At 35.3% G+C, this 11,017-nt stretch carries 20 protein-coding genes; all 20 read left to right on the plus strand.

Annotated features, from left to right (window positions below; genetic code table 11):
• The first annotated feature begins 1 nt into the window (after position 1).
• The 20 genes from rplE (at position 2) to Q1K37_RS03845 (ending at position 10,764) form a co-directional block, all read left to right on the plus strand.
• Complete coding sequence (rplE, locus tag Q1K37_RS03750; RefSeq protein WP_300409496.1) at positions 2–544, plus strand: 50S ribosomal protein L5; 543 nt, start codon at positions 2–4, stop codon at positions 542–544.
• A gap of 16 nt (positions 545–560) precedes the next feature.
• Positions 561–746, plus strand: a complete 186-nt coding sequence (locus Q1K37_RS03755) for a type Z 30S ribosomal protein S14 (protein WP_300409498.1) — start codon at positions 561–563, stop codon at positions 744–746.
• A 21-nt stretch (positions 747–767) separates the two neighbouring features.
• Positions 768–1,163: a 30S ribosomal protein S8 gene (rpsH, locus tag Q1K37_RS03760; protein WP_300409500.1), complete on the plus strand. Its 396-nt coding sequence runs from the start codon at positions 768–770 to the stop codon at positions 1,161–1,163.
• A gap of 26 nt (positions 1,164–1,189) precedes the next feature.
• A complete protein-coding gene (rplF, locus tag Q1K37_RS03765; RefSeq protein ID WP_300409502.1) occupies positions 1,190–1,729 on the plus strand; it encodes a 50S ribosomal protein L6 in 540 nt (179 codons plus the stop codon).
• Positions 1,730–1,744: 15 nt separating this feature from the next.
• On the plus strand, positions 1,745–2,113 hold the full coding sequence (gene rplR, locus Q1K37_RS03770; RefSeq protein WP_300409504.1) for a 50S ribosomal protein L18: 369 nt from the start codon (positions 1,745–1,747) through the stop codon (positions 2,111–2,113).
• 17 nt (positions 2,114–2,130) lie between these two features.
• Positions 2,131–2,637 (plus strand): 30S ribosomal protein S5, encoded by a 507-nt coding sequence (gene rpsE / locus Q1K37_RS03775; RefSeq protein ID WP_300409505.1) that lies wholly within the window; start codon positions 2,131–2,133, stop codon positions 2,635–2,637.
• Between the two features lie 11 nt (positions 2,638–2,648).
• The gene (rpmD, locus tag Q1K37_RS03780) at positions 2,649–2,831 is read left to right on the plus strand and encodes a 50S ribosomal protein L30 (RefSeq protein WP_300409507.1); all 183 of its coding nucleotides are present in this window, start codon (positions 2,649–2,651) and stop codon (positions 2,829–2,831) included.
• 18 nt (positions 2,832–2,849) lie between these two features.
• Positions 2,850–3,299, plus strand: a complete 450-nt coding sequence (gene rplO, locus Q1K37_RS03785) for a 50S ribosomal protein L15 (protein ID WP_300409508.1) — start codon at positions 2,850–2,852, stop codon at positions 3,297–3,299.
• Positions 3,300–3,301: 2 nt separating this feature from the next.
• Positions 3,302–4,585: a preprotein translocase subunit SecY gene (gene secY / locus Q1K37_RS03790; protein ID WP_300409510.1), complete on the plus strand. Its 1,284-nt coding sequence runs from the start codon at positions 3,302–3,304 to the stop codon at positions 4,583–4,585.
• A 9-nt stretch (positions 4,586–4,594) separates the two neighbouring features.
• Entirely contained in the window at positions 4,595–5,251 is a 657-nt protein-coding gene (locus tag Q1K37_RS03795) for an adenylate kinase (protein ID WP_300409512.1), read from the plus strand.
• Positions 5,252–5,268: 17 nt separating this feature from the next.
• The gene (locus tag Q1K37_RS03800) at positions 5,269–5,538 is read left to right on the plus strand and encodes a KOW domain-containing RNA-binding protein (RefSeq protein ID WP_300409513.1); all 270 of its coding nucleotides are present in this window, start codon (positions 5,269–5,271) and stop codon (positions 5,536–5,538) included.
• Positions 5,539–5,541: 3 nt separating this feature from the next.
• The gene (gene infA, locus Q1K37_RS03805) at positions 5,542–5,760 is read left to right on the plus strand and encodes a translation initiation factor IF-1 (protein WP_300409515.1); all 219 of its coding nucleotides are present in this window, start codon (positions 5,542–5,544) and stop codon (positions 5,758–5,760) included.
• 12 nt (positions 5,761–5,772) lie between these two features.
• Complete coding sequence (rpmJ, locus tag Q1K37_RS03810) at positions 5,773–5,886, plus strand: 50S ribosomal protein L36 (RefSeq protein WP_300409517.1); 114 nt, start codon at positions 5,773–5,775, stop codon at positions 5,884–5,886.
• A gap of 16 nt (positions 5,887–5,902) precedes the next feature.
• Positions 5,903–6,265, plus strand: coding sequence for a 30S ribosomal protein S13 (gene rpsM, locus Q1K37_RS03815; protein WP_300409519.1), 363 nt, complete (start codon positions 5,903–5,905; stop codon positions 6,263–6,265).
• A gap of 14 nt (positions 6,266–6,279) precedes the next feature.
• Positions 6,280–6,675, plus strand: a complete 396-nt coding sequence (gene rpsK, locus Q1K37_RS03820; protein WP_300409521.1) for a 30S ribosomal protein S11 — start codon at positions 6,280–6,282, stop codon at positions 6,673–6,675.
• 65 nt (positions 6,676–6,740) lie between these two features.
• On the plus strand, positions 6,741–7,676 hold the full coding sequence (locus Q1K37_RS03825; protein WP_300409523.1) for a DNA-directed RNA polymerase subunit alpha: 936 nt from the start codon (positions 6,741–6,743) through the stop codon (positions 7,674–7,676).
• 13 nt (positions 7,677–7,689) lie between these two features.
• Positions 7,690–8,031, plus strand: a complete 342-nt coding sequence (gene rplQ / locus Q1K37_RS03830; RefSeq protein ID WP_300409525.1) for a 50S ribosomal protein L17 — start codon at positions 7,690–7,692, stop codon at positions 8,029–8,031.
• Positions 8,032–8,119: 88 nt separating this feature from the next.
• Complete coding sequence (rpsD, locus tag Q1K37_RS03835) at positions 8,120–8,716, plus strand: 30S ribosomal protein S4 (RefSeq protein WP_300409527.1); 597 nt, start codon at positions 8,120–8,122, stop codon at positions 8,714–8,716.
• Between the two features lie 247 nt (positions 8,717–8,963).
• Positions 8,964–9,422 (plus strand): hypothetical protein, encoded by a 459-nt coding sequence (locus Q1K37_RS03840; RefSeq protein ID WP_300409529.1) that lies wholly within the window; start codon positions 8,964–8,966, stop codon positions 9,420–9,422.
• A 13-nt stretch (positions 9,423–9,435) separates the two neighbouring features.
• Complete coding sequence (locus Q1K37_RS03845) at positions 9,436–10,764, plus strand: L,D-transpeptidase family protein (RefSeq protein WP_300409531.1); 1,329 nt, start codon at positions 9,436–9,438, stop codon at positions 10,762–10,764.
• The last annotated feature ends 253 nt before the right edge of the window (positions 10,765–11,017 follow it).

The raw sequence follows: 11,017 nt of genomic DNA on the forward strand, positions 1-11,017 counted from the left end.
AGTGACTTCCAGATTAGTTGAAAAATATAGAAATGAAGTTATTCCTGCAATGACAGAACAGTTTGGATATAGAAATGTAATGGAAGTTCCTAAGATTGATAAGATTGTTATCAATGTAGGACTAGGTTCTTCTAAGGAAAATCCAAAGGCTGTTGAATCTGCAGTTAAAGATATACAGATCATTACTGGACAAAAGCCTGTAATCACAAAGGCTAAAAAGTCAATTGCAAACTTTAAGTTAAGAGAAGGAATGAGTGTTGGAGTTAAGGTAACTCTTAGAGGTTCCAAGATGTATGATTTCCTTGACAAGCTTGTAAGTATTTCACTTCCAAGAGTTAGGGACTTTAGAGGAGTTTCTGCTACATCTTTTGATGGTAGAGGTAATTACTCTCTTGGAATCAAAGAACAACTTATATTTCCTGAGATAGAATACGATATGGTAGACGAAATTAGAGGAATGGATATCGTAGTTGTAACTACAGCTAACACAGACGAAGAGTCTAAGAAGTTGTTAGAGTTAATGGGTATGCCATTTAGGAAGTAATCTAAGGAGGAATATAGTGGCAAAAAAATCAATGATTGCAAAACAACAAAAGCCTGCTAAGTTCAGTACTAGGGCTTATAATAGATGTAAGATTTGCGGTAGACCTCATGCTTACTTAAGAAAGTATGGAATTTGTCGTATATGCTTTAGAGAATTGGCTTATAGAGGCGAAATCCCTGGCGTAAGAAAAGCAAGCTGGTAAAATAGAGAGGAGGAAGCTTTTATGATGACAGATCCTATAGCAGATATGCTATCGAGAATAAAAAATGCAAATAATGCTAAACATAAATCAGTGGAAATACCTTCTTCAAAGATAAAAAGAGATGTTGCTCAAATTTTGTTAGATGAAGGTTTTATCAATGGTTTCAATGTTACAGAAGATGATAAACAAGGTATTATAACTCTAGACCTTAAGTACGGTCCTAATGACGAAAGGGTAATCTCCGGGATTAAGAGAATATCTAAACCTGGTCTTAGAGTATATGTAAAGGCTCAAGAGCTACCAAGAGTACTTGGAGGTCTTGGAATAGCGGTAATCTCTACATCAAAAGGCGTTGTAACCGACAAGGTTGCAAGACAAGAGGGTGTAGGTGGAGAGGTTATCTGTTACGTTTGGTAATAGATAGTATTATTTAGGAGGTAAACATGTCAAGAATTGGATTAAAACCAATAGAAATCCCAAACGGCGTTGATGTTAAAGTTGACGGTGGAAATCTAGTTCACGTTAAGGGCCCTAAGGGTGAACTTAACCAAAGATTAGACAGGGATATGACTATAAATATAGAAGATAACACTATATCTATATCTCGTCCTTCTGATAGCAAGCACCACAAATCTATTCATGGACTAACAAGAACCTTGTTAGCTAATATGATTGAAGGTGTAACTGAAGGCTTTAAAAAGACTTTGGTAATTGAAGGTACTGGTTATAGAGCTAGTAAGAGTGGCAAGAAACTTGTATTGAACTTAGGTTTTTCTCATCCTGTTGAGATTGAAGACCCTGAGGGAATTACAGTTGAAGTACCTGATGCCCACACTATTGTGGTTTCAGGAATAGATAAACAATTAGTTGGAAGCTTTACGGCTAATCTTAGAGATCATAGAAAACCTGAACCATATAAGGGCAAAGGTGTTAGATACTCTGATGAATATGTTAGACGTAAAGTTGGTAAAACTGGTAAGTAAAGGAAGGAGTAATCAATGTTAAAGCATGTAAATAAGCAAGGCAATAGAAAAGCAAGACATAAGAGAATAAGAAAAAATCTTTCCGGCACTCCTGAAAAACCAAGATTAAACGTATATAAGAGCAATACTAATATCTATGCTCAAATCATAGATGATGTAGAGGGGAAAACTTTAGTATCAGCGTCAACTCTTGACAAGGATATTAAATCCGGTTTGGAAAACTCTTCAAATAAAGAGGCTGCTAAAGTAGTTGGTAAAGCTATCGGAGAAAAAGCTGTTAAACTAGGTATAGAAGAAGTTGTCTTTGACAGATCTGGATATCTATACCATGGTAAGATTAAAGAATTAGCAGAATCCGCTAGAGAAGCCGGACTGAAATTCTAGGAGACGGAGGTACAATATTGGAACTTTTAACTAAAAATGTAGAAGGTTTAGAATTAGAAGAAAGAGTTGTTGCTATCAACCGTGTTGCAAAAGTTGTTAAGGGTGGTAGAAACTTTAGATTCAGTGCCATTGTTGTAGTTGGTGACAAAAATGGTAAGGTTGGAATCGGTTCAGGTAAAGCTCAAGAAGTTCCTGAAGCTATTAGAAAGGGAGTTCAAGATGCTAAAAAGCATATGATCGAAGTGCCACTTGTTGGAACTACAATCCCTCATGAAATAGTTGGAGTGTTCGGAGCAGGAAGAGTATTCTTAAAACCAGCGCCAGAAGGAACTGGAGTTATCGCAGGAGGTCCTGTTCGTGACGTTTGCGAATTGGCTGGAATTAAGGATATACGTTCAAAATCCCTTGGAACTTCAAACCCTAGAAATGTTGTTAACGCAACTATGGAAGGACTTAGAAATCTTAAAAAAGCAAGTGATGTTGCTAGATTAAGAGGAAAGTCCGTAGATGAAATCATCGGGTAAGGAGGCTTTATATGAGTAAGCTAAAAATAACTCTAAAGAGAAGCACTATTGGAAGAGTTGAAAAACATAAAAGAGCTATTAATACCCTTGGACTTAAGAAAATAGGTTCTACTGTTGTTAGAGAGGACAATCCTGCAATCAGAGGTATTGTCAATAAAATAGGGTATATGATAGATGTTGAAGAAGTAGAATAAGGGGAGGTGTACTTTATCATGAAATTACACAACTTAAGACCTGCTAAAGGCGGTGCGGTTAAGGCCAGAAAAAGAGTAGGTAGAGGTTATGGTTCAGGTCTTGGTCACAATGCTGGTCGTGGACGTGATGGACAAAATTCAAGATCCGGCGGTGGAGTTAGACCGGGATTTGAAGGGGGTCAAATGCCTTTATTCAGAAGACTTCCTAAGAGAGGTTTTACGAATATATTTTCAAAGGTATATGCCGAAATCAATGTGGAACAATTAAATAGATTTGAAGATGGTACTGTAGTAACTCCTGAGCTTATGTTAGAAGAAGGTATTATTAAAAAATCAAAAGCAAAAGACGGAGTAAAAATTCTTGGATCAGGTGAGTTAACTAAGAAGCTGACTGTTCAAGCAACAAAATTTACTAAGTCTGCGATGGAAAAGATAACTCAAGCTGGAGGAAAGGCTGAGGAGGTATAAAAATGCTTCAAACACTGAAGAATGCTTGGAAGGTAAAGGAAGTTAGAGACAGATTAATCTTTACTTTCTTAATGCTTGTGGTTTACAGACTGGGAAATGTAATCCCGGTTCCGTTTATGGATGCTAAAGTTGTTCAGGCTCATATGTCCGGACAGGACGCAGGACTCCTTTCAATGCTTAATGCATTCTCAGGTGGAAGTTTGTCCAATATGAGTATATTTGCACTAAGTATCTATCCTTATATTACAGCTTCCATTATTATCCAGCTTCTTACTATTGCAATTCCAAGATTGGAAGATATTGCAAAGGACGGAGAAGAGGGTAAAAAGAAAATTGGACAGTATACAAAGATCATGGGTGTAGTTCTTGGATTTGTTCAAGCCTATGCAATGGTAAATGTTCTTTTTAGTGATGCTGTTCAAATAGCAAAAGGTAATACCCTATCAAAGATAATCATGTTATTGACTCTAGTTGCCGGAACTATGTTTTTAGTTTGGCTTGGAGAAATGATAACATCTAAAGGTATAGGAAACGGAATTTCTATAATCATTTTCTTCGGTATTATTTCCGGAGCGCCTAGAGCGATTCAAACTATGATAGCTCAAGGTAAAGGTGGAATGGTTGCATGGTGGGCTTTTGTTCTGTTTGCATTAATCTCAATTGCAATACTAGCTATAGTAATTGAAATAAATCAAGGAGAAAGAAGAATACCTGTACAATATGCTAAAAGAGTTGTAGGTAGAAAGATGTATGGTGGACAATCAACTCATATTCCTGTGAAGGTTAATATGTCAGGAGTTATGCCAGTAATTTTTGCTTCATCTATTTTACAACTACCTAATACTATTCTTTCACTATTTGGAGCAAAGGCACCAAAGTGGATGGAGTACATCTTTAGCATGCAAACCATTAGTGGATTGATAATTTATTGCTTAATCAATTTGATTTTAATTATTATCTTTGCTTATTTCTATAGTGCTATTCAATTTAACACAGTAGAATATGCTAAGAACTTACAACAATATGGTGGTTTTATTCCAGGAATCAGACCTGGAAGGCCAACAGGTGAGTACCTACAAAATATTTCTGGCAAGATAACATTAATCGGTGCGATTATACTAGCTATAATCTCTACAGCGCCATTTATCGTTAACTACGCTTTAAATTTAAGGATGATATTTGCAGGAACTTCACTAATAATCGTTGTTGGGGTTATACTAGAGACGATTAAACAAATTGAATCAATGTTGACAATGAGACATTATAAAGGTTTTTTAAATAAATAGGAGATGCAGATGCGATTGGTACTATTAGGACCTCCGGGAGCAGGTAAGGGGACCCAAGCTGAGAAGATTGTAAATGAGTTTGGAGTTGTGCATGTTTCAACCGGGGACATTTTCAGGAAGAATATTAAAGAAGAAACAGAACTTGGTAAAAAGGTAAAGGGCTATTTAGAACAAGGTAAACTTGTGCCTGATGAACTTACAATTGACTTGGTTTGGGACAGACTTGATCAAGAGGATTGTAAAGAAGGTTTTATGCTAGATGGATTCCCTAGAACCATTGAGCAAGCTAATGCACTTACAGAAGGTCTTGAAAAAAGAGGCATTAAGCTTGACTGTGTAATAAATATAGATGTAGATGCAAACACACTTATTAAAAGGCTTGCAGGTAGACGAGTTTGTCTTAACTGTGGAGCGACATATCACGTAGACAACAAGCCTACAAAGGTAGAAGGTGTTTGTGACAAATGTGGCAGTAAAGTTGTTCAAAGAGATGACGATAAAGAGGAAACTGTAAAGAATAGAATTGAAGTATATCAAAGACAAACTGAGCCTCTAATCGAATACTACAACAACCAAGGCCTGATTTTTAATGTTGACGGAACGCTTACAGCAGATGAAGTATTTTCCCGAGTAAAAAATCATCTTACACAACTCAACCAAATGTAATATTCCTGGGAGAAAAGATGGACCAATACAAAGAGTTAGTTGAAGGTCAAGTGGTTAGATCCCTAACAGGACGAGATAAAGGTAAATTCCAACTGGTATTAAGACTCTTGGACAAAGACTATGTTATGGTCGTAGACGGGAAAAGAAGAAAATTGGAAAACCCTAAGAAGAAGAAAATTAAGCACTTACAAAAGACCAAGACGATTTTTGAACTATCAGAAGTATCAAATGATTGTCATATTAGAAAATTGCTTAAAGAGTTTGTGAACGACAAGGAGGTTCATTAACGGATGCCTAAAAAGGATATAATCGAAGTTGAAGGAAAAGTGGTTGAGGCTTTGCCAAACACCATATTTAAAGTTCAACTTGAAAACGGACATGAAATAACAGCTCATATCTCCGGAAAACTAAGGATGAATTACATTAGAATTCTTCCCGGAGACAAAGTGGTAGTAGAACTGTCACCTTATGATTTAACCAAGGGAAGAATAACTTGGCGTAACAAGTAGTAGGAGGTTAGCATGAAGGTAAGATCATCAGTAAAAAAGATTTGTGAAAAGTGCAAAATCATTAAACGTAAAGGTCGTATAATGGTTATTTGCGACAATCCTAAACATAAACAAAGACAAGGTTAAGGAGGGACTATAAACAGTGTCAAGAATTGCCGGGGTAGATTTACCCAGAGAAAAAAGAGTAGAAATCGGGCTTACAGCTATTTATGGCGTAGGTAGAGCTCGTTCATTGGAAATTCTTAATGCTGCCGGCGTTAATCCTGGAACAAAAGTAAAGGACTTAACAGAAAGTGAAATGGTAGCAATAAGAAACGAACTTGATAAATACGAAATAGAAGGTGACCTTCGTAGAACGGTTGCTATGAACATCAAGAGATTAAAAGAAATTAACTGCTATAGAGGAATTAGACATAAAAGAGGTCTTCCTGTAAGAGGACAAAACACTAAGAACAACTCTAGAACTCGTAAGGGTCCTAAGAAAATAGCACAAAAGAATAAGTAGAGGAGGGGATTTAATTGGCACAAAAGAGACCAAAAACTCGTGTAAGAAAAAGAGTTAGAAAAAATATAGACAAGGGACAAGCCCACATAGTATCATCTTTCAACAATACTATGGTTAGTTTGACAGACCTTCAAGGAAACTTGATTTCTTGGGCATCAGCTGGTCAATTGGGATTCCGTGGATCAAGAAAATCAACTCCTTTTGCAGCACAAGAAGCGGCACAAGAAGCAGCTAAAAAAGCTATGGAACACGGACTTAAAGTAGTTGAAGTATATGTAAAAGGACCTGGTTCAGGAAGAGAAGCTGCAATCAGATCATTACAAGCATCAGGATTGGAAATAAGTTTGATAAAAGACGTAACTCCAGTTCCTCATAATGGTTGTAGACCACCTAAGAGAAGAAGAGTTTAACATTAAAATATTGTTAATAGAGGATTTAATCCTTAACTCAACGGACTTCATAGGAGGCACAAAACATGACACAAAATTTAATGGCTAAAATTGAAATAGCAGATATCAATGAAGAAAAGAACTATGGAAAATTTGTTATTGCTCCTTTAGATAGAGGATTTGGTACAACTTTAGGGAATGGATTGAGAAGGGTTCTTCTTTCATCTCTTCCCGGAGCTGCTGTAACAAAAGTTCATATCCAAGATGTATTACATGAATTCTCCACTATAAAAGGTGTGTTAGAAGATGTTTCCGAAATAATTTTAAATATCAAAGCAGTGGCGATTAAAAGTTTAACATATGAGCCTATTAGCATCGATATTGAATTAAAAGGACCTTGCATTTTTACGGCAAAGGATATTGAACAAGATGTCAACTTAAAAGTGGCAAACCCAGATCAATATATAGCGACTTTAAATGAAGATGCAGATATTAGCATGACCCTACAAATTGAAAGTGGTAAGGGATATAGAGTTTCTGACTTAAACAAATCAGAAGAAGACTCCATAGGTGTAATCCCTATAGATTCAACATTTACTCCAGTTACAAAAGTAAACTTTGAAGTAATTGAACTTGTATCCAATAGGGAAAAACTGATCCTAGATGTTTGGACAGATGGAACATTGACACCACAAGAAGCTGTATCCCAAGGAGCGCAAATATTGACAGATTTCCTTGCCCTATTCATAGATTTACCAGAATACACTTATGAAGAAGAAGAGGAAGAAGAAAATAAAGAATCTGCAAAAGAGGAATTATTCTCAACAAGCATTGAAGAGCTTGATCTTTCCTTAAGATCTTTTAACTGTTTAAAGAGAGCCAACATAGATACAGTAGGGGATATCATATCAAAGGGCGTTGAGGAATTGTGTAAAATAAAGAATTTTGGAAAGAAGTCCTTTGAAGAAGTGGAAGAAAAAATCCATGAAATGGGCTTAGAATTTTCAGACGAAGAAGATTAAGAGGGGGGAGAAAATGGCAAACCTAAGAAAACTTGGAAGAAGAACAGATCATAGACAAGCGATGCTTAGAAACCAAGTTCAATCACTTCTTGAGAATGGTAGAATCGAAACAACTGTTACTAGAGCAAAAGAAACTAGAAGAATAGCAGAAAAGATGATTACCCTTGGAAAAAAAGGGGACCTACATTCAAGAAGACAAGCTTTGGCATATATATATAAGGACAAAGTTGCACATAAACTATTTGAAGAAATAGCTCCAAAATATAAAGATAGAAACGGTGGATATACAAGGATTCTAAAACTTGGACCACGTTTTGGAGACAGTGCAGAAATGTGTATATTAGAACTTGTTTAAGACAAAACTTGACAAGAAGATTAGAAGATATTAAGATAACTGTGGCTTAAAATTATCCGCGGCAAAATAATTTTAAGGAGATTTAATTATGGCAAAAATGATGGGACCTAGATTTAAACAAGCAAGAAGACTTGGTTTAAACGTTTCAGGTCATCCTAAGGCTGAAAAGAGAATGGGAAAAGGCCTTGGTAGAGAAGATAAGAAATTAACTGAATATGGTAGACAATTATTAGAAAAACAAAGACTTCGTGCTTATTACGGAGTAATGGAAAAACAATTCTTTAATTACTTCAAAAAAGCATATACATCTCAAGAATCTACAGGTGATGCTCTAGTTAAAATGTTGGAAGTTAGATTGGACAATCTAGTTTATAGAGCAGGTTTTGCATCATCAATTAGACAGGCAAGACAAATGGTAGTTCATGGACATATACTAGTAAATGGTAAGAAGGTTAATAGACCTTCCTATGCAGTACAAGTAGGAGATGAACTTGAACTAAGAGAAAAGTCAAGAAAAAATGAAATGTTTAAAGAAAACTTTGAAGCTAATTTTAGCTTTTCACTTCCATACCTTTCAAAGATGGAAGGTTTCAAAGTTAAACTTGATAGAATGCCTGAAAGAGAAGAAGTTCCAATCGAGATTACAGACTCATTGGTAGTAGAGTTCTACTCAAGATTAGTATAATTATTAAGCCGGGAAGTTTATCTTCTCGGTAATTTTTTTACTACAAAAGAAACTGTTGAGGACATAAACGATCTTACAGCCTCAACAGTTTTTTGATATTTGCTTATATTTAACCCTTTACATTAGAATAGACAAATTACATAAAGTCAACATTATATATGACAGGAAAACTTGAAAATGGGTATATAAATATAATAAAATGAACTAATGAAGACAGCTTAATAAAAGAACTGTTAAGGAGAGAATTATGGAAGACAAGCTCTATATCATATTAGAAAAAGTAATAGACAAGAACGATAAGTCTGGAATTTCAGACTATGTGACACAATTTCACTTTGGTACAAGGGAAGATGTTAAAAAATTTAATCAAATGATAAAAAGTTCCCTTAGCCTAGAAGAATCAGACAATATCCCGGAAAGATTTACCATAGAAATCAGCTCAGCAGAATACTCAGTAAAAATGAGATTGCCTAAACTTGGAGAAAAACAAGTTATAAAAGTTGAACAATTTCAGGGATTTGAAAATCCAGGAGCAGTTAAATTTGTAGAAATAGATAATCAGACAATACTAGAAAAATTTATACAGCTGATAGATAAAGCTAAATCAGAAGAGATTTACCCTCAGGAAGAGCAAAAAGAGGTATCAAAAAAACATCCCCATTTGCTAGAGGGAGGAGTTAATCCACCTAACACTTCAGCGGAGTAAAAGGAGGCATATATTGAAAAAAGGTGTTATTATACCAATAGTTGCCATAGTGGCCGTCTACTTAGGAGGAGCGCTATTATTTAATAACTATTCCTATCCTTCCACTACAGTTAATGGAGAAAAGAAGAGTTTTAAAAAGATAACAGACATTACAAACCCTAACTATGACAACTACGAACTAATAGTAGAAGGCAAAAATGATAAAGAAGATAAATTTACAGTTGAAGATTTGAATTTTAACATAGAAGAAAAAAATCCTGTAGAAATAAATCAAAATTCACTAATTTGGCCCATCGAGCTACTAAAAAAACATGACTATAAAGTCGACTACAACTACACATTAGACGATAAGAAGTTAGAACAATCAATCCTAGAGTCAAAACTAAATCAAGATGTAGAGAAATCAAAAGATGCATCGGTGGAATTAGTTGAGAACAAATATGAAATCATCCCAGAAAAAGTAGGAGATGAACTGAACCTAGATAAAACAAAAGAAAAGATAGTACAGGCTTTCAAAGACAAGGCAGATAAAATAAAATTGGAAGAGGAAGAATATATACTTCCTAAACTTACAAAAGATAGCCCAGAACTAAAAGAAGAATTAGATAAGAGAGAAAAACTATTTTCAACCATACTAACCTTTGACTTTGACGATAGAAAAGTAGAATTAAAAGGCGATGAGTTGATAGCATTTTACGATAAAGCACAGGATGGATATGTATTAAATAGACAAAGAGTTAGGGACTATGTTGCAGACCTTGCCAAAAAGACCGACACCTTTGGAATAGATAGGAAATTTAACACCACAGGAAGAGGAGAAGTTACAGTAGGTGGGGGAATCTATGGATGGCAGATGAACGTGGACAAGACCACAGATCAAGTAATAAAAGACATAGAAGAAGGAAATAGCAAAACCGTAGACATAGATTACAAACTGCATTCCCTTACAAGAGCGACAAATGACATAGGAAACACCTATATAGAAATAGACCTAACAAGGCAACATCTTTGGTTTTATAAAGAAGGAAAAGTTATTGTCGAATCAGATGTTATAACAGGACTACCCTATGGAGGAAACGAAACACCAACAGGAGTTTTTAAAGTGTGGTCTCGTGAAACAGATAGAAACCTTACAGGAGAAGACTATAGCTCACCAGTATCCTTCTGGATGCCAATAAACTGGGGCGGAGTAGGTTTACACGATGCGCCATGGCAGTCTAGCTTTGGAGGAGATCTCTATAAGACAAGGGGTTCCCATGGATGTATAAACCTTCCATACGATGTAGCTAAGAATATATATTTGGAAGTAAAGAACGAAACCCCAGTGGTAGTTTACAAATAATTTAAAAACTTTAAAAAGATTTTAAAAACATTTGACAAACGTAAATAATAATGATATTATATGAAGGCACTTAAGTAAGAAGTGCCTTTTTAAATTGTTAAAATCAGTATTAAATTAAAAAACATTTGACAAGACATTAAAAAGGTGGTATTCTAATTAAGTTGTCACTCGAAAAGAGTGCATAGAACCTAAACAATTAAAAAGTGTAAAAAACTTTTGAGTAAGTACAACCAAACAATAATTCGGTGAAGTA

This window comes from Lagierella sp. (assembly GCF_029983815.1).
Classification (GTDB): domain Bacteria; phylum Bacillota; class Clostridia; order Tissierellales; family Peptoniphilaceae; genus Mediannikoviicoccus.

Excerpts from the sequence above, each read along its gene's own strand:
- rpsH (WP_300409500.1), top strand. The coding sequence starts at position 768 with ATGATGACAGATCCTATAGCAGATATGCTATCGAGAATAAAAAATGCA.
- rplF (WP_300409502.1), top strand. The coding sequence starts at position 1,190 with ATGTCAAGAATTGGATTAAAACCAATAGAAATCCCAAACGGCGTTGAT.
- rplR (WP_300409504.1), top strand. The coding sequence starts at position 1,745 with ATGTTAAAGCATGTAAATAAGCAAGGCAATAGAAAAGCAAGACATAAG.
- rpmD (WP_300409507.1), top strand. The coding sequence starts at position 2,649 with ATGAGTAAGCTAAAAATAACTCTAAAGAGAAGCACTATTGGAAGAGTT.
- rplO (WP_300409508.1), top strand. The coding sequence starts at position 2,850 with ATGAAATTACACAACTTAAGACCTGCTAAAGGCGGTGCGGTTAAGGCC.
- secY (WP_300409510.1), top strand. The coding sequence starts at position 3,302 with ATGCTTCAAACACTGAAGAATGCTTGGAAGGTAAAGGAAGTTAGAGAC.
- Q1K37_RS03795 (WP_300409512.1), top strand. The coding sequence starts at position 4,595 with ATGCGATTGGTACTATTAGGACCTCCGGGAGCAGGTAAGGGGACCCAA.
- Q1K37_RS03800 (WP_300409513.1), top strand. The coding sequence starts at position 5,269 with ATGGACCAATACAAAGAGTTAGTTGAAGGTCAAGTGGTTAGATCCCTA.
- infA (WP_300409515.1), top strand. The coding sequence starts at position 5,542 with ATGCCTAAAAAGGATATAATCGAAGTTGAAGGAAAAGTGGTTGAGGCT.
- rpmJ (WP_300409517.1), top strand. The coding sequence starts at position 5,773 with ATGAAGGTAAGATCATCAGTAAAAAAGATTTGTGAAAAGTGCAAAATC.
- Q1K37_RS03825 (WP_300409523.1), top strand. The coding sequence starts at position 6,741 with ATGACACAAAATTTAATGGCTAAAATTGAAATAGCAGATATCAATGAA.
- rplQ (WP_300409525.1), top strand. The coding sequence starts at position 7,690 with ATGGCAAACCTAAGAAAACTTGGAAGAAGAACAGATCATAGACAAGCG.
- rpsD (WP_300409527.1), top strand. The coding sequence starts at position 8,120 with ATGGCAAAAATGATGGGACCTAGATTTAAACAAGCAAGAAGACTTGGT.
- Q1K37_RS03840 (WP_300409529.1), top strand. The coding sequence starts at position 8,964 with ATGGAAGACAAGCTCTATATCATATTAGAAAAAGTAATAGACAAGAAC.